Genomic DNA, 16801 nt, shown 5'->3' with positions numbered 1-16801 from the left:
GTCACCTTCCTCCCGCCGACGCGTGCACGGCGGCAATGTCGAGCACTGCATCCTGCGCGGCCGCGAACCCGACCCGGGCGGTCAGCGCCGCCACCAGCTGCGACCGGTACCGCGCCGTGGCGTGGATGTCGGGTTCGGTGTCGATCCGCTCCCGCGCGAACTCGGACAGATTCCGCCACAACGGGTCCCGGTCGTCCGTCGCGGATGCACCCCGCAGCACGTCCGTGTAGTCGACGACCTCACCGAGTTCGCCGGCCGACACGTACGTCATCCGGGCCTCCGCGACCGCGCCGCCCTCGACCCGCACCTGCGCCGCGACCCCGACGAGTGCGTAGTCGCCGTGCCTGCGGGCGATCTCGTCGATCGCCGTCCCGACACCGGGCTCGGCGGCCGGGACGGTGACGCTCGTGGCGATCTCGTCCGGCTCGAGCGTCGTTTCGAGCGGCCCGGCGAACAGGTCGGTCGAGCGGATTTCCCGGACCCCGCGCACGGAACGCACGGTGACCGAGCCACCGAGCAGCGCGAGCACGGCCGGCATCTCGGCGGACGGGTCGGCGTGAACGATCGAGCCCACCGTCGTGCCGCGGTTGCGGATGGTCGGGTGTGCGACGAGACGCAGCCCGCGGCCGATCAGCGGCTGCACCTGGGCGGCGCCGCGGTCGGATTCGAGCACCGAATGGGTGGTCAGTGCGTCGAACGTGACACCGAGCTCGCGTGACGACGACACCGCGTCCAGCCGGGGGATCGATCCGATGTCGACGAGATGCGCCGGCGCGGCCAGCCGCATCGAGAGCAACGGGATCAGCGACTGCCCGCCCGCGAGCACCTTTCCCTCGTGAGCCACGTCCGCGAGGATCTGACAGGCCTCGTCGATCGACCGAGGTCGGTGATAAGTCAGTGGCGACGGTTTCATTCCTCAGATCCTGCCCGTATCGTACGCTCGACGTTTCGTGAACTAGTGACAAAACTCACGTGCTGACGATGGCAGATCACGTGAGCTGGCCGACCCGATCCGGGGCCGTTCCGTCGTCCGCGGTCGGCTTCGGGTGGTGTCGGCCGGTGCCGGTGTCGTCGGTGTCCCTCGGGGCGATGACCCGGCACAGGTGGTACATCCCGATCACGACGATCGTGCCGAGCGCGATGCCGCTGAGGGAGAAGCTGTCCGTGAACGTCAGCTCCGTGTCACCGATCGCGATGATCAGGCCGGCGGCGATGGGCATCAGGTTGAGCGGGTTGCCGAAGTCGACGCCGTTCTCCTTCCAGATCTTCGCGCCGAGCAGGCCGATGATCCCGTAGAGCACCACCGTGATTCCGCCGAGCACGCCGCCCGGGGTCGCGGAGATGACGGCACCGAACTTGGGGGAGAAGCCCAGCAGCATCGCGATGACGCCCGCCGCGGCGTATGCGGCCGTGGAGTACACCTTCGTCGCGGCCATGACGCCGATGTTCTCGGCGTACGTCGTCGTGGGGGATCCGCCGACGCTGGTCGCGATGGTGGTGGCCAGGCCGTCGCCGATCAGGGCGCGTCCCATCATCGGGTCGAGGTCGGTCTTGGTGATCTCGGCGACGGCCTTGACGTGTCCGGCGTTCTCCGCGATCAGGGCGATCACACCGGGCAGTACGAGGACGATGAACGTGAGACTGAACGACGGCGCGTGGATGCCCACGATGCCGTTCGCCTCGTCGGAGAACGGCGGAAGCCCGATCCACGACGCCGAGGAGACGCCGTCCCAGTTGACCCGGAAGTGCTCGGTGACCCCGCCGGCGACCGGGTCGTACGACGTGATCATGCCGGTCGTCAGGTCGAGCACCCACGACAGCACGTATCCGAACAGCAGCGTCAGGAAGATCGCGACCCGTCCGAGGAATCCGCGGAGCGCGACGCTCGCCACCACCAGCACGACCATCACCGTCAACGCGACCCACTGGTCCTGCGGCCAGTACGTGCCTGCCACGACCGGGGCCAGGTTGAACCCGATCAGCATCACGACGGCGCCGGTGACCACGGGCGGCAGGATCTTGAACACCACCCCGCCGCCGAGGAAGTGGATCAGCACGCCGATCCCGGCGAGCACGAGACCCGACACCAGGATCGCCCCCGTCACCTGCGCCGAGGTGCCGCCCTGGGCGCGGATGGCGGCGATGCCGCCGACGAACGCGGCCGACGTCCCCAGGTAGCTGGGGATCCGGCCCTTGACGACCAGCAGGAAGAACAGGGTGCAGAACCCCGACATCATCACGGCCAGTTGAGGATTGAGACCCATGATGATCGGGAAGACGAACGTGGCCCCGAACATCGAGACCACGTGCTGCCCGCCGAGCCCGATCGTGCGACCCCAGGTCAGCCGTTCGCTCGGGGCGACGACCTCCCCGGGCGCGATGGTCTTGCCATCTCCGTGCAGTGTCCAGATAGGCATAGGGTGACCTTTCAGACAGGTGACGGTGCAGGGGTGCCCGCGGCCAGCTCCGATGATGTGCCGCATGTCACAGTTGCACCTCGATAGGAGGGAAACGTTATTACAGCGTCAGCCACCCGGCGTGAGAAGAATCTGCCAGTGCGTGCCCGGCGAAATTGGCAACTTTAGGAATTGATGCCGCGCATCGCCATGATCTTGAGGGCGAGAGACAAGTCGAGCCGCAATTCGGGGTGGTCGGTGAACGACCCGAGCATCTTCTCCAGCTTCACCACCCGGTACCGCAGGGTGTTGTAGTGAAAGTGGAGTTGACGTGCGGTTTCGGCGATGTTGATGTTGGTGGCGAGCAGCACCTCGAGGGTGCGCCGCATGTCCTGCGCCTCGGCCGTGTCGGCGGTCAGTTCGCGGAGGGTCTCGGTGGCGAACGACTCGAGTTCGCGGTCGTCCTCGACGAGGCTCAGCAGCCGGTAGACGCCGAGGTCGTCGAAATGCGTCACAGCCCAGGCACCGGTGATCTGCCGTCCCACCTTCAGCGCGGTCCGGGCCTGGCCGTAGAGGGCCGGGATCCCGTCCACCGAGTCCGTCGGCCGGGACACCCCCACCCCGAAGGGCCTGCGCCCGCCGCCGCCGTCGCCGCGCACGTAGGCGACGAGTTCGTGGACGAGGTTCATCGTGTCGGTGCCGACACCCATCAGGATCACCGTCTCCGTCGCCAGCGCGGTGACAGCGGCGCCCGTGTCACGGCCCGCGACGGCGCTCGTGAATGCCCGCGCCTGCCGCTCGACGAGGGGCATCCGGGTGGGCATCGACGGCTCGTCCTCGCCGACCGGATCGGGTTCGATCACCACGACGACCACGGGACGGTCCAGGTCCCAGCCGAACGTCTTGGCGTGCGCGACGACGTGCTCGTGTTCGCCGCCGCGGCCCAGCAGCAGGTCCCGCACGAAGTTCGCGCGGTGTTTCTCCTCCACCGAGGACACGACCAGTTCGCGGGCGACCACCAGGGCGCACACCGCCGCCGCCTGCTCGACGAGATACAGGTCTTCGCTGCGCAGCGGGTGCCCGGCGCTGAAGTGCACCAGCCGCCCGTGATCGATGCCGTTGGCCGAAATCGCTGAGACCGCGATGAACTCGTCGCCCAGCCGGTGCAGTCCGAGACCGCCTTCCGTCGAATCGGTGCGGACCCGCCCGGTGGAGTCGAGCGCCGCGCTCGACGCCAGCCGGTTCAGCTCGGACTCGTCGCCTGCCCGGCACAACTGACGTCCGTCGGGTGTCGTGATCAGCACGGCCCCGCCCAGTTCACCCGCAACCGCGACAGCAAGTTCGGCGAATCCACCGCCGGCCATCACGACGTCAACGAGCACTCTCCGCAGCCGGTCCGCCTCGAACACGGCGTCGACCTGCCGGGCCGACAACTCCGCGAGAGCACCGGACAGCGGGTGGACCTGCGAATACAGGTCTGAGACCACGACGACGGGAAGCCCGAGTTCGTCGGCCGCATCGGACATCTCGGCCGGCAGCGTCGCGGTGGGGTCGTCGAGTCGGATGGCGAGCCCGGAGACGCCTCGCCTGTCGAGCCGGGCCAGGAACGCGTCGATCGGCTCGGCCAGCCGGCCGAGAACCGCGGGCGTGGTGATCAGCAACTGTCCGGCCCGGAGCCACGGTCCGATGTCCGGCACCGCCATCACGGCGACGTTCGACACCTCGCGGGACGTGCCGGTCTCGCCGGCGACCAGGATCGGGGAGACGAGGAGATCGGACAGCAGCAGGTCGGCGAACGATTGCGGCGCAACGCCCGGACCAGGCCCGTCGCCGGTGTCGGCGGCTGCGCGGAACCCGGGAGCGGAACTACCGACATCCCTCGCCGTCACTGCAACACCCTGCTCACCTGATCCGATACTCGCCCCGGATGGCGCGAAAGTGTGACCTTAAGTCGCGACCCGAATACCCGTCAAACGATGGTCACGCGGTGCACTCGAGCGGACGGCCGGTCCCGGCCGGCGCATCACGGTGGATCGGACCGCTCAGCTGCTGGAGCTCGAGCCCGGTGGTGCCCCGGGTCGTCTTCATCATCTCGGCGAGGATCGACACCGCGGTCTCCTCGGGAGTGCGGGCGCCCAGGTCGAGGCCGATCGGTGAATGCAGCCGCGCCAACTCGGGCGCGGTCGTCCCCTGTTCGCGCAGCAAGGCGACCCGGCGCTCGTGCGTGGCCCGGCTGCCCATCGCGCCGATGTACGCGGCGTCCGATCGCAGGGCGAGCCCGAGCAGCGGAATGTCGAACTTCTCGTCGTGGGTGAGCACCGCGAGCACCGTCCGGCGGTCGACCGCCGCGGTCTCGAGGAACCGGTGCGGCCACATCACGACGACGTCGTCGGCGTCCGGGAACCGGGCCCGCGTCGCGAACACGGCGCGGGCGTCGATCACCGTGACGTGGTAGCCGGCGAACGCGCCCAGCGTGCACATGGCCGCTGCGAAGTCGATGGCCCCGAAGATGTACATCCGCGGTGGGGGCGCGAAGATCTCGACCATGCACACCGTGTCGGACTGCAGCTGATACACCAGCGACTCACCGGCTTCGAGTCGGCGGCGGACACTCTCGACGTCGGTCTCGGGCAGGTCGAGGTCGCCCGCCTGCCGGCCCCCGGCGATCACGCAGCGCCGGGTCCGTGATCCGTCGCCGGTCTCCGTCACGACGGCAATCGACTCACCGCCGCGGATGCGCCGCGCCACCTGCGCGAAGTCCGGGAAGTCGTGGTGCCCGATGCGCTGCACGAACACCTCGATGGTGCCGCCGCACGTCAGACCGACACCGATCGCGTCGTCGTCCGCCACGCAGAACACTTCCGTCCGGCTGCGCCCGTCGGCCAGCACGTCCCGCGCCGTCTCGTACAGCGCGCTCTCGACGCACCCACCGGACACGCTTCCGAGCACCTCACCGGATTCCGACACGGCCATCGCCGCGCCCGGTGCCCGCGGGGACGACTTCCAGGTGCGCACCACCGTGGCGAGGGCGAAATTTTCGCCGCGGCCGAACCACGATTCCAGGCCCGTCAGGATGTCGCGCATCGTCTCGTCCTCCTCGGGTTTCCTCGGTAGCTCACGCTAACCGGCGGCGGCAGCCCGTCGCGGCACACAATGCGCCGAAATCCCCAGCGGCCGCTTGTGCATTCTCGCCATCGCTATCGATCGGCGGGTCCGCAATTCTCGGACGGTCCCCCTTCCTTCACAGAGAACCGAGGATCCACCATGAACCAGTTGCTCAGCGGGATCCGGGTCCTCGACCTCACGCGGGCCCTCGCCGGTCCGCTGTGCACGGCACTGCTGTCCGATTTCGGCGCCGACATCATCAAGGTCGAGACCCGTTCCGGTGGCGACAGTTCCCGGCAGTGGCCGCCGTTCGACGGCAGCGACAGCCTGTACTTCGCCTCCGTCAACCGCGGCAAACGGTCCGTCGCGCTCGACATGCGCAGCGAGCAGGGTCGGAAACTGCTGCGCCGCATGGCCGTCGACGTGGACGTCATCGTCGAGAACTTCCGACCCGGCGTCCTCGCGGACATGGGGCTCGATCAGGAGTCGCTCGCCGAGGACAATCCCGGAGTGATCGTCATGAGTGTCAGCGGTTTCGGGCCGACCGGCCCCGAGCAGTTCTCCCCGGGACTCGATCAGGTGGCGCAGGGCATGTCGGGTCTGATGTCGGTGACCGGCGCGGGCGACCACACGCCGATGCGCGTCGGCATCCCGATCATCGATACGGTGTCCGGTATCTATGCGGCGCTGGGCATCACGGCGGCACTCGTGTCGCGGGGCCGTGACGGCGCCGGCCATCACGTGCAGACGTCGCTGCTCGAATCGGCCCTGTCGATCATGTCGTTCCAGGCGCAGAACTACCTGAGCACCGGACGCGTCGCGGAGCCGAACGGCAACACGCACCCGACGATCACGCCGTACGGCACGTTCGACACGGCCGATTTCCCCATCATCATCGCGACCGGCTCGGATCGGCACTGGGAGTCGCTGTGCCAGGTTCTCGGGGATCCCGAACTCGCCGACCGGCCCGAATACCGCACCGGCCAGTCACGACTCGCGCACCGCGATCGGCTCACCAAGGAACTCCTCGAACTGCTGTCCGTGCGGCCGGCCGCCGAATGGGTGACGGCGATTCGCGCGGCGGGCATCCCGTGCGGTCCCGTCCACACGATCGATCAGGCCTTCGCCGACCCGCAGGTGCAGGCGCTGAAGATGGTGCAGCCGGTGGCCACACCGAACGGCGGTGAAGTGCCGCTGGTCCGTGGTCCGTTCTGGGTGGACGACGAGACGCTGCCCATCCGGAATGCGCCGCCGATGGTGCTGGGACAGGACACGGCCGAGGTGCTCGGTGATTTCGGGCTGAGCGACGAAGACATCGAGGGCCTGCGGCGAGACCGGGTAATCTGACACCCGCGTCGGCCGTGGTCGCCTCACAACCGGGCGGCCACGGCCAACGCCACGTGCTCACACCACGGCCGCGCGACGACCTGCACGCCGATCGGCAACCCGGACTTCGTGTTTCCCACCGGAACGACGACGGACGGCAGACCCGTGACGCTGATCGCGCGGCAACTCGCCAGGGCCTGCGCCCAGGTGAGCGACTGCCCACCGACGTCGAACAGTTCTTCGCCGAGCGGCGGCGCCGGGATCGAGGCGACGGGAAGGACGAGGACGTCCCCCATCTCGCCGAGCAACCGGTGGACGAGGTCCGACCGCTGCGCCCACAGTCGCTCGACCACTTGCCGATCCACGTCCCGCACGCCGGAGAGCATGGTGGCGATGTTCGCCCCGAAGTCGGTGCCGAGTTCCTCGATGTCGGTGTGGGTTTCGACCGACCGCAACGTCCCGAACAGGTCGTTCCCCTCCGCCAGCGCCCCGCCCTCGTACGAGCGGGCACCGAGCCTTCGGGCCGCACCTGCAACGGCCGCGACGATCTCGACGCCGACGGGCACGGTCCCGTCACCGGGCGCCCACGTGATGTCGAGGCGCGCGAGGTCCACCGAACCCGGGTCCGTCCAGAGATACTGCCGGGACGAGAGCACCCGCAGCACCAGCGCCGCGTCGTCGAGGGTCCGTGCCATCGGACCGATCGTCTGCAGTGTGCCGTGCATGGTCGCCGGATTGGTCAGCAGGTGATCGCCCGACGGGACACCGGGATACTGCCCGTCGGGGTCCACCCGGCCGATCGTCGGGCGCACGGAGCGCAGTCCCGTGCAGTGGGCAGGCCAGCGGACCGAGCCGCCGAAGTCGGTGCCGAGACCGACGACACTCATCCCGGACGCGACCGCCGCCGCCTCACCGCCGCTCGAACCGCCGGGGGAGCGGGGGACGCCGCCGGGCCGGAGGGGGTTCACGGTGTACCCGAACAGGTCGTTGTGCGTGAGGCCGCTGGCCCCGAACTCCGGGGTGTTCGTCTTCCCGACGAGAATCGCGCCGGCCGCCCTCATCGCGGCCACCGCGGGTGCGTTCACAGAAGGCACGTTGTGCTCGAGCGTCCGCGATCCCGCCGTCGTCCGGACACCGGCGGTCGCGATCAGGTCCTTCACCGTGAACGGGACCCCGGCCAGCGGACCGACGTCCTCCCCTCGGCCGATCCGGGTGTCGAGGTCGTCGGCGGCCCGGATCGCCTGATCCTCGGCGACGGTGACGAGAGCATTAAGCTCCGGATTCCGAGCCTTGATGTGCGCCAGGTGGTCGTCGAGCACCTGGCTCGCGGACACCTCCCGGTTCGTCACCGCGCGGGCGATCGTCTGCGCGTCCGAGCCGACCCAGCTGCCGTCGTTACCCCACACATGTCCTCCTCGGCTCGTGTGCTCAGGGGTCGACGCTAGAGGTCCCCGAACCCGCCGCACACGGCCATGGTGCACAGGAATCCGCCGCCCGAGCTGTGAAGAGTTGATACTTCGCCGCGCTACGGGCTCTGGGAGGATCAGGTGATGCTCTCGCCCTGGGTCCGCCTCGCCGCCGCGCTGTTCGCGGTCAGCTGGGGTGCCAACCAGTTCGCCCCGATGCAGCTCGTCTACCGCGAACATCTCGGTCTCGGGAATGGTTCGTTCACCGCAATGCTCGCGTCGTATGTCGTCGGGCTCGTACCCGCCCTGCTGTACTTCGGGCGCGTGTCCGACCGGTTCGGCCGGCGCGCGGTGATCCGCCCGATGATCCCCGTCGGCATCGTCTCCTCCCTCGTCCTCATCGCGGGGGCCGCCGTCCCCGACCTGCTCTACCTGGGCCGGGTGCTGGCCGGACTGGCCTCCGGCATGGCGTTCGGCGCCGGAACCGCCTGGATGAAGGAACTCAGCTCCACCGCGCCCGCCGGGGCGGGTGCACGCCGCGCCGCCGTGTCGTTGTCCGCGGGATTCGGTTGCGGAGCCCTGTTCGCCGGCGTGATCGCGCAGTGGCTGCCCGCCCCCGAACTACTCCCGTACCTGGTGCACATCGCGTTGATGGTCTGCGCCCTGGCGCTGGTGTGGGCGGTGCCCGACGAGCGGATCCGTTCGACTGACCTCACCGCGAAACCCCTGTCGGTGCTGGCGACGCCCCAGTTCCGGTGGGGCATCGCGCCCTGGGCGCCGTGGGTGTTCGGTGTGGCGACCGTGTCGTTCGCGACCCTTCCGCCGCTCGTCTCCGAGTCGCTGCGCTCCACGTCGGTGGCGTTCACCGGGCTGGTGGCGGCACTGACCCTGATCACCGGGGCGGTGATCCAACCGTGGGCCAAACGGTGGTCGCAGCAGGACGACGCCGTCACCGGGATCCGGGTCGGCATCACCCTCGGGGTGCTGGGCTTCGGCGCCGCGACCGTGGTCGCGTATACGGACGGTGCGCTGTCCGTCGCCGCGATCGTCGTCGCGGCCTTCCTCCTCGGATCCTGCTACGGCATCCTGCTCGGTTCCGGTCTCGCGTCCGTCGAAAGGCTGGCGCCGGCCGACGAACTCGCGCAGACCGTGGCGGTGTTCTACTGCCTGATCTACGTCGGCTTCGCCGTCCCGTTCGTCATTTCACTTCTTGCCCCGCACCTCGGCTACGCCACCTGCTTCGCGGGGTCGGCGCTGCTGATGCTGCTGTCCGTGGCAGTGGGCCGGAAGGTCAAGGACCGGCACCTCACCCGCACGTGAGCGGCAAAGCGTGTCCGGGCACGCTTTGCCGCTCACGTGGGGGTTACCGTTCGGTCGCGCCGCACTCGCCGCACGCGGGCACCAGCGCCTCACTGCGCAACTGCGGCGCACCGGCCCGCGACCGCACCGGGAGCAGCGGCGGCCACGGCCAGTGCTGGCCGAGGCGGCCCCGCGCACGCAGGAAGCCGAGGCCGAGCACGAGCCCGAAGATCAGGTGCCCGATCAGCGACAGCGTGATCGTGGTCGGCGTGAGCGGAAACATGTCGTGCTGTCCCCGTGGCGACAGGGCGACCGTTCCGATGAGCCCGGCCCATACCGGGAACACCGCGAAGGTGACGAACGCGAGGAGGACGACGCGGCGTGACCGATGTTGGAGGCCGAGCGCGAGGGCGATGAGGAAGAACGCGATTCCGATGCCGCCGCCGTCGCCGAGGTAGCGCCACAGGTACCCGACGATCGCGCCGGTCCGGGTGTCGGTTCCCGAGTGGAGCCACGTCCCCATCTTCGGAATGAAGTCGCCCCACATCCCGAGCAGATACACGGTGTCGAGGCGGAAGACGTCGTAGGCAAGACACGCGAACATCCCCCAGCCGAGGCCATGACCGACGATGCGGTCGATCGGGTGCGGAGCGAACACGCACAACACGGCGAGGGTGGCGGCGAGCGGAATGATCACCAGCGCACCGGTGGCGTTCATCGGCACGACGCCGAACACCTGCGCCGAGATCGCGAGCAGCGGCAGGGACGCAAGCAGCAGGTACAGGCCGATCCGGGCAAAAGCCCAGTGGTGACGGACCGGCTTCGGGACGGATTCGGCGGCAGGCATGGCCGCGGCGCCCGGCGGATCATGTTCGTGGACGTCGGGGACGGTGGTGCCGAGGATGCGAGGCATGCGACGGGTTCCTTTCGATCGCGGGACTTCTCTCTCCGAGTGGTCGGTTTTCGAGATCCCCAGCGTCCGTCGAGTGCCCGGCCTGCGAATAGTCCCCCGAGGGGTGGTGATAGCCACCCCTGCACGCACCGTGTGCGCCCTTTCGCCCGGGTCGCGCCGCTCAGTAGGCGCGCCCGAAGATCACCCGCTTGCCGTACGCCGACGCCGCGCCGCATCGCACGCACACACCTGTCTCCGGTTCGCCGCCCAGGGGAACGCACCGCGGGGTCGCAGCGGTCAGGGACTTGATCTCCTCCTCGCACGTGGAACTCCCGCAGTGCAGTGCCAGTCCCCACCCCGTCGACACCGCATCCGCGAAGTCCTCCCAGTTGTCGACGGTTCGAGTGTGGCTGTCGCGGAACGCGGTCGCACGAGCGAGCAGAAAGGCCTGAAAGTCGTCCAAGACCCCCGGCATGGTCTCGGGCAGGGAGTCGATCGGCACGGCCTGCTTGCCGTCGCCGAGTCTTCTCACCATCATCACGGTGCCGGCCTCCAGATCCCGCGGACCGAGTTCGAGCCGGATCGGAACGCCGCGCATCTCCCACTCGTTGTACTTGAACCCCGGGGTGAGCTGCGGGCGGGCATCGACATGGGCACGCACTCCTGCCGACCGCAAGCGGCGGGCCAGGTCGTCGGCCGCGTCCTCGACCGCAACGTTGCCGCCACGGGTGATCGGCACGATCACCACCTGGTGGGGCGCCAACCGCGGCGGGAACACCAGGCCCTTGTCGTCCCCGTGAGTCATGACGATGCCACCGATCATCCGGGTGCTCATTCCCCAGGACGTGGTGTGACACAACTCTTCCCGATCCGCCTCGCAGGTATAGCGGATATCGAACGCCGACGCGAAGTTGGTGCCCATGTAATGCGAGGTGCCGGACTGCAGCGCACGGCCGTCACGCATCATCCCCTCGATCGTGTAGGTCGCCACCGCACCGGCGAACCGTTCACCCGGCGTCTTCTCACCCGGGACCACCGGCATCGCGGCCAGCTCACGCGCCACCTCGTGATAAATGTCGAGCGCCAGCATCGTCTCGCGGCGGGCGGCCGCCTCGTCGGCATGCGCGGTGTGGCCCTCCTGCCACAGAAATTCCGTGGTGCGAAGAAACATTCGAGGCCGTAGCTCCCACCGCACCACGTTCGCCCACTGGTTCAGCAGCAGCGGCAGGTCGCGGTGCGAACTGATCCACTTGGCCATCATCTCGCCGATGATCGTCTCCGACGTCGGCCGCACCACCAGCGGCTCTTCGAGCATCTTCCCGCCGGCATGGGTGACCACCGCCAGTTCCGGAGAGAACCCTTCGACATGTTCCGCTTCCCGCCCGAGGTAGCTTTCCGGAATCAGCAACGGGAAGTATGCATTCTCGTGACCGGTGTCCTTGATGCGGCGGTCCAACTCGGACTGCAACAGCTCCCACAGCCGGTACCCGTACGGTCGGATCACCATGGTGCCCTTGGCCGGACCCCGGTCCACGAGGCCCGCCTTGAAGACCACCTCGTTGTACCAGGCAGCGAAGTCCTCACTCTGGGCTGTCACGCCACGCTCATCCCGTGCCATGCCCAGACAGACTACTCGGGAGGCCCGAGCCGTGGTCGATCCTGGCGCACCCGGCTGCCGGCCGCTCGGGCTGCGGCGACAAGATTGATCGGCTACATCTCGACGTGCCGAGAACCTGCGCGGGGTCGTACCCCACAGTCTCGTCGAGTCCACAGCGTGCCTCCACAACCGACCACGGTGGGCCGAATGCTCACCTCCCGTGAACTTCCCGGTTGCCAGATCATTTCTGGCCGGCAGCGGCCGGAGCTTCCCCGGTGTCGGTATCAACCAGAGAGGTGTAGGCCACGATGTTGGACAGGTAGCTACGGGCTTCCGCGTCGTACTCTCCCCCACAGGTAACCAGTTGCAGCGTTTCATCACCGTGAGAGCCGTACACCTCCTCGGCCGGGAACTCCGTCTTCGGATACGTCTCCACCTTGGTGACCGCGAAATGAGCGATGGTGCCGTCGGCCAAGCTCACCTCGATCGAGTCTCCCGCCTCGAGGTCTTTCAATCGGTAGAACACCGCCGGACCCTCATAGGAATCGACGTGCCCCAGGATCACTGCCGAACCCAGTTGGCCCGGAGCCGGCCCGAACTTGTACCACCCTGGCTTGTCGAAATCGGTGGGCACCTCGACTGTTTCGTCGGGATTGAGTCCGAGAGTGATGAGTGATTCGTCCACCCCCAGCGCAGGGATCCGCAGCGCGACCGGCGCCGGCCCGGACGCCCCGTCGGAGGGCACCGGCACGGTGTCGGTCACGGATGGCTGTCCGAGCTGCGGATCTCCCGAATCCTGATAGCTGCGTAGGGCGAGGACAGCCGTCGCGATGAGTATCAGGACCGCTGCCACCACCCACCAGCGTTTTACCCTGCCCATCGCCCCCTCGGGCCCTGGCCACTCGGGGCCCGGGACGGGCTCTGACATTTCGGAGCTCGGGTCGCTCATCGCTGCCTCCTGCGCAGTCGCGCCCCCTGGCCTGCCGCCATGCCCGATCCGGCCAGGGCCAGCACTGCAAGGGATCGGAGAAGCACGCTGTCACGGGAGGGTGGAGTGGTGCCGCCGGCCCCCGTTTCCGGATGCCCCTTGGGGATGATGTATCCGTTGCCGCCAGGGCCGCCCTTGCCTCCGCCGCCGGGGCCGCCTTGCTCACCGGGTCCGCCTTGTTCACCAGGTCCGCCTTGCTCACCGGGTCCGCCTTGCTCACCCGGGCCGCCCTGCTCACCAGGTCCTCCAGGCCCGCCGGGGGGAGCGGGAGGAGCCGGAGGAGCGGGAGGAGCGGGAGGAGCCGGAGGAGCCGGAGGGGCCGGGGGAGCCGGAGGAGCCGGAGGAGCCGGAGGGCCGGGGGGTGCCGGCGGGCCCGGAGGAGCGGGAGGGCCGGGAATTCCGGGGACACCGGGGACACCAGGGATGCCGGGGATTCCTCCGCCGGGTGGGATCGGAATGGGGATGGGGATCGGAATGGGAATCGGAATGATGGGACCGTTGGTGACGGTCGTAGTGGTGGTGGTCGGCGGTGCCGTGGTCGTGGTTGTCGTGGTCGGCGGCGGTGTCGTCGTGGATGTCGGCGGCGGCGTGCCGCAGTTGGGCCGGGTGATGGTGTTGGTGTCCAGAGTGACTGCGCCGTTACGTGCCAATACGCGTCCGTTCACGGTGGTGCCGGTCTGCACCGAGATCGAGGTCAACGCCATAATGGTTCCGACGAAGGTGGTGTTGGTCCCCAGGGTCGCAGAGCTACCCACCTGCCAGAACACGTTGCACGGTGAGGCCCCGTTGATGAGGGCGACCGTGCTGTTCGACGCGGTGATCAACGTGGACCCGGCCTGAAAGATGAACACCGAGTTGGGATCACCCTGCGCATCGAGGGTGACGGTCCCGGTCAGGCCCATCGGACCGGCCGTGTTGTAGGTGCCGTCGACCAGAGTCAGGCCACCGAGATCGGGGGGCGCCGCAGTGGCGGGCGTCCGTCCTGCCGCATCGTTGTATGCCGTCGTCAAGTCGGATTGAGCTTGCAGTGCAACAGCATCGGCAACGTGTTGCGTGCCGTTGATCACCGTTCCTGGTGGAAAGCCGGTGACCGCGCTGCCCGGGCTGACACCCAGATCCCCGGAGATGATCGAAGGGCCGGTGTTGGTGACCGTTTGGCCCGCCAATATCGCGAAGGAGGTGGCTGTCCCCAGTCCGACCGGAGGGTGGGCCGCTGACGCGACTCCACCGAAGATGATCACAGCCGTGGCGGTCGCCATGGCGGCCCCCGCGACAAACCAGCGACGCGGAGTACGCGCCTGGGTCGAAGTGTGCACCGATGTCACGAATTTCCCCTCACCGTGGAGCGGTTGATGGCAGGAATCATTCGCAAACCACCCGGTATGTGTCAACGACCGGCGCGGTGTGTCGGTTATTAAATAATTTACGTCCGAATGGCGAATCCGCGCTCGCGGGAATCGGCAACTTTGGAAACTGTCGACCGAAGAGGCGTGACCGCGGCCGTCACGGCGAAAAGCATTTTTCTTCACAAGAACGAGAAGCACGCGCCTGAGCAAGAGAACCCCGGATCTGACCTGGTAGTGCGCGTTTCGCTCTCGGTTGGACGTACAGCAAGGTTCGCCAATTTATACTGCTTGGACGTTCGATAAGTTAAATTGAAATATTGTTACCAAGCTACATTGCATGCATTTTCATACCCGCGGTACGGTACGCGGCGTCAAACAATTTCAGGAACGGTAAATCCTCGCCCTTTTGGACCGATGTCACCATTCTCGTATTTGTTTATTTTTCTGGTAACAAGTTACGTTGCGATCACGCGTGCTATCTTTCAATGCGTCAGCTTTCAAGTTCCGACCGCTCCGGTCGTAACTGTGGCAACAGAATTTTTTCCGATATTTCGCGTAACGCTCAACATGTGCCTGCAAAGTCAGCCCTCCCGGACTGAACACGCGAGGGTGCGGCACCGAGGCCGCCGATCTCGTCGAACAGCTACCTCATCGGTACGTCAAGGAGATGAAGATGGGCAACGAGCACTCTGCGGGAGCGTCCGACACCGTTCTGCAGATCGCGGCGCTGGGTTGTGATTCGGATCCGCTCTTACCGAGGACTACAGCCGAGGCCGCTCCAGTCTCCGTCGGTGCGACGAAGCTCCCGCAGTTCTCCGCGCGCGTGGACCCGGAGTTGCTGCGGCAGGTGAAGATCGAAGTAGCCACCCGCGGGACGACTTTGCAGGCGGCGACGGCCGAAGCATTCAGGCTGTGGCTATCGTCGAAGTAACCCCGACCGAGGACATCCGATCTCGCCTCCGGCCCCGAGCCGCACAGATTTCATCGGTAGGGATCGTCTCGCCGCCGGCAGGGCAATCTCGAGCATTTCGAGCCTCGCCGATCGTGCACTGTTGCTCGGCGGCACCGACAATGGGACACCGGGAGGGACGCCACAACACGATGGCCGCTGGAGCCGCAGCTGACCCTACGGTCCGACTGGGCACACCGTGACGTGGGACACGGTGGCGGTCCGATTCGTCTCCTCGAAAGGATCGAACGCATACGATCCGGGAATGCAAAGGCTTCCCGCTGATGTTCGCCGCGGACAGCTCATCGAGGCGGCGCTCGCTGTCACCGCGCAACAGGGTCTCGCTGCGCTGACCATCCGTAATGTGGCCGAGGCCGCCGGGGTGTCGCTCGGAGTGGTGCACTACCACTTCGAGCACAAGGAAGAGCTTCTCACCGAGATGGGGCAGTGCCTGATCCTCGAGATCAGTGAGGCGATGCGCCTAGCCTTCAGTCAGCTGGTCGGTCCTCTGGAACTGCGCGGTATTGCGGGTCTTCGAGAACTCCTGGGGGCCGGAATTCGCGGCCTGTGGCCGATCATCGAAGCCAGTCCCGACCATCAGTTGCTGACCTACGAGATCACCGCGCAAGCCCTGCGCCAACGCGGGGCCGGCAATGACTCCGCCGGAGCAATCGCGGCCCGCCAGTACCGCACCATGGACACCGAGGCCGTCGCGTTCCTCGACCTGTGCGCCCACCGGGCCGGCGTCACCTGGAGCACTCCGGTCGACCAGGTCGCGCGCTTCGCCCTGGCTGCGCTCGACGGGCTGGTACTGCGCTGGCTCGTCGACCGTGACAGCGGCGCCACCCTCACCGCACTCGACGATCTGGTCCAGATCATTGCCACGAAGGCCCGCCAGGATTGCTCACCTAAGCACCATCCCGAAACAGTAGGCGACCCCCTGTAACCGGACGGCATCCCCTCAGCCGTCGAATTCGGCATGCCGGCACGCCCCAATAGGGTACGGGACATGCTCGGGCACAGAGCCTGCGGGATTGTTGCCCCGATGTCCCCGCTCGGGCATGAATACCAGCGCCAGCCTGTAGGGCGACAGACGTCTGGTGAAGGCCGGTCTCCCGAACTGGTAGGGACACGTCGTGCGGTCGGTTCATTCTGCTTCCTCAACAGTCGAACCGGGTTCCACGGAATTGCCAACACCGTTGGCGCAGATCGGCTTGCCTGGCCGGGCAAACGATCCAGCGCTGTCCACTTGGCTGCGGCCTGGTGCAGACTGTCTGAGATCAAGCTCGCCGGACAGGAGAGGGCAGGAGAGAAGGAGAGAAGGAGGTCTCATGACGAGGACGCCCGCGTCCAGAAGATCTACGCGGGCGCCAACGAGGTGATGAAGGGAATCATCGCGAAGTCGCTGTAGCCGACGCCGGCTCACGCGACACTCGACTACATGGAGCCTGTGCGGGTGCTCCGTATCAGCAGGTTCAACTCGGCGCCGGCCGTGCA

The 16801-nt window shown here is 67.5% G+C and carries 14 protein-coding genes; 5 read left to right on the top strand and 9 right to left on the bottom strand.

What is annotated here, in order from left to right:
- Nucleotide 1 precedes the first annotated feature (1 nt).
- From OYT95_RS20115 to OYT95_RS20100, 4 genes are all read right to left on the bottom strand, one after another.
- Complete coding sequence (locus OYT95_RS20115; RefSeq protein WP_268788787.1) at nucleotides 2–913, bottom strand: FAD binding domain-containing protein; 912 nt, start codon at nucleotides 911–913, stop codon at nucleotides 2–4.
- A 76-nt stretch (nucleotides 914–989) separates the two neighbouring features.
- A complete protein-coding gene (locus tag OYT95_RS20110; RefSeq protein ID WP_128640626.1) occupies nucleotides 990–2417 on the bottom strand; it encodes a uracil-xanthine permease family protein in 1428 nt (475 codons plus the stop codon).
- Between the two features lie 164 nt (nucleotides 2418–2581).
- Nucleotides 2582–4285 carry a PucR family transcriptional regulator gene (locus OYT95_RS20105; protein WP_268788786.1) on the bottom strand — a complete coding sequence of 568 codons (1704 nt, stop codon included), beginning with the start codon at nucleotides 4283–4285 and terminating at the stop codon, nucleotides 2582–2584.
- Nucleotides 4286–4376: 91 nt separating this feature from the next.
- Complete coding sequence (locus OYT95_RS20100) at nucleotides 4377–5480, bottom strand: XdhC family protein (protein ID WP_268788785.1); 1104 nt, start codon at nucleotides 5478–5480, stop codon at nucleotides 4377–4379.
- 180 nt (nucleotides 5481–5660) lie between these two features.
- Here OYT95_RS20100 and OYT95_RS20095 point away from each other — a divergent pair, with 180 nt between their 5' ends.
- Nucleotides 5661–6848: a CaiB/BaiF CoA transferase family protein gene (locus OYT95_RS20095; RefSeq protein WP_112299974.1), complete on the top strand. Its 1188-nt coding sequence runs from the start codon at nucleotides 5661–5663 to the stop codon at nucleotides 6846–6848.
- 23 nt (nucleotides 6849–6871) lie between these two features.
- Here OYT95_RS20095 and OYT95_RS20090 read toward each other — a convergent pair whose 3' ends face one another.
- Entirely contained in the window at nucleotides 6872–8233 is a 1362-nt protein-coding gene (locus OYT95_RS20090) for an amidase (protein WP_268788784.1), read from the bottom strand.
- A 144-nt stretch (nucleotides 8234–8377) separates the two neighbouring features.
- Here OYT95_RS20090 and OYT95_RS20085 point away from each other — a divergent pair, with 144 nt between their 5' ends.
- Entirely contained in the window at nucleotides 8378–9553 is a 1176-nt protein-coding gene (locus OYT95_RS20085) for an MFS transporter (protein ID WP_268788783.1), read from the top strand.
- A 43-nt stretch (nucleotides 9554–9596) separates the two neighbouring features.
- Here OYT95_RS20085 and OYT95_RS20080 read toward each other — a convergent pair whose 3' ends face one another.
- The 4 genes from OYT95_RS20080 to OYT95_RS20065 form a co-directional block, all read right to left on the bottom strand.
- The gene (locus OYT95_RS20080) at nucleotides 9597–10445 is read right to left on the bottom strand and encodes a hypothetical protein (protein WP_268788782.1); all 849 of its coding nucleotides are present in this window, start codon (nucleotides 10443–10445) and stop codon (nucleotides 9597–9599) included.
- A gap of 160 nt (nucleotides 10446–10605) precedes the next feature.
- Nucleotides 10606–12042 carry a proline--tRNA ligase gene (proS, locus tag OYT95_RS20075; RefSeq protein ID WP_268788781.1) on the bottom strand — a complete coding sequence of 479 codons (1437 nt, stop codon included), beginning with the start codon at nucleotides 12040–12042 and terminating at the stop codon, nucleotides 10606–10608.
- A 220-nt stretch (nucleotides 12043–12262) separates the two neighbouring features.
- The gene (locus tag OYT95_RS20070) at nucleotides 12263–12970 is read right to left on the bottom strand and encodes a class F sortase (RefSeq protein WP_268788780.1); all 708 of its coding nucleotides are present in this window, start codon (nucleotides 12968–12970) and stop codon (nucleotides 12263–12265) included.
- On the bottom strand, nucleotides 12967–14268 hold the full coding sequence (locus tag OYT95_RS20065; RefSeq protein ID WP_268788779.1) for an ice-binding family protein: 1302 nt from the start codon (nucleotides 14266–14268) through the stop codon (nucleotides 12967–12969). Before OYT95_RS20065 ends, OYT95_RS20070 begins: the two co-directional genes overlap by 4 nt.
- Nucleotides 14269–15022: 754 nt before the next feature.
- Here OYT95_RS20065 and OYT95_RS20060 point away from each other — a divergent pair.
- The 3 genes from OYT95_RS20060 to OYT95_RS20050 all read left to right on the top strand — a co-directional run bounded on the left by OYT95_RS20060 (nucleotide 15023) and on the right by OYT95_RS20050 (nucleotide 16715).
- Nucleotides 15023–15286, top strand: a complete 264-nt coding sequence (locus OYT95_RS20060; RefSeq protein WP_328286503.1) for a hypothetical protein — start codon at nucleotides 15023–15025, stop codon at nucleotides 15284–15286.
- Nucleotides 15287–15569: 283 nt separating this feature from the next.
- Complete coding sequence (locus tag OYT95_RS20055; protein ID WP_268788777.1) at nucleotides 15570–16250, top strand: TetR/AcrR family transcriptional regulator; 681 nt, start codon at nucleotides 15570–15572, stop codon at nucleotides 16248–16250.
- 303 nt (nucleotides 16251–16553) lie between these two features.
- Entirely contained in the window at nucleotides 16554–16715 is a 162-nt protein-coding gene (locus tag OYT95_RS20050) for a hypothetical protein (RefSeq protein WP_158461285.1), read from the top strand.
- The last annotated feature ends 86 nt before the right edge of the window (nucleotides 16716–16801 follow it).

This window comes from Rhodococcus sp. JS3073 (genome assembly GCF_026810085.1).
GTDB classification, from domain to species: Bacteria; Actinomycetota; Actinomycetes; order Mycobacteriales; family Mycobacteriaceae; genus Rhodococcus_F; species Rhodococcus_F wratislaviensis.
This window is presented reverse-complemented; position numbering and strand designations above follow the sequence as displayed.

Coding starts and splice junctions, on each gene's coding strand:
- proS (WP_268788781.1), bottom strand. CDS start 12,042: ATGGCACGGGATGAGCGTGGCGTGACAGCCCAGAGTGAGGACTTCGCT.
- OYT95_RS20095 (WP_112299974.1), top strand. CDS start 5,661: ATGAACCAGTTGCTCAGCGGGATCCGGGTCCTCGACCTCACGCGGGCC.
- OYT95_RS20085 (WP_268788783.1), top strand. CDS start 8,378: ATGCTCTCGCCCTGGGTCCGCCTCGCCGCCGCGCTGTTCGCGGTCAGC.
- OYT95_RS20080 (WP_268788782.1), bottom strand. CDS start 10,445: ATGCCTCGCATCCTCGGCACCACCGTCCCCGACGTCCACGAACATGAT.
- OYT95_RS20065 (WP_268788779.1), bottom strand. CDS start 14,268: ATGGCGACCGCCACGGCTGTGATCATCTTCGGTGGAGTCGCGTCAGCG.
- OYT95_RS20055 (WP_268788777.1), top strand. CDS start 15,570: ATGCAAAGGCTTCCCGCTGATGTTCGCCGCGGACAGCTCATCGAGGCG.
- OYT95_RS20110 (WP_128640626.1), bottom strand. CDS start 2,417: ATGCCTATCTGGACACTGCACGGAGATGGCAAGACCATCGCGCCCGGG.
- OYT95_RS20070 (WP_268788780.1), bottom strand. CDS start 12,970: ATGAGCGACCCGAGCTCCGAAATGTCAGAGCCCGTCCCGGGCCCCGAG.
- OYT95_RS20115 (WP_268788787.1), bottom strand. CDS start 913: ATGAAACCGTCGCCACTGACTTATCACCGACCTCGGTCGATCGACGAG.
- OYT95_RS20060 (WP_328286503.1), top strand. CDS start 15,023: ATGAAGATGGGCAACGAGCACTCTGCGGGAGCGTCCGACACCGTTCTG.
- OYT95_RS20100 (WP_268788785.1), bottom strand. CDS start 5,480: ATGCGCGACATCCTGACGGGCCTGGAATCGTGGTTCGGCCGCGGCGAA.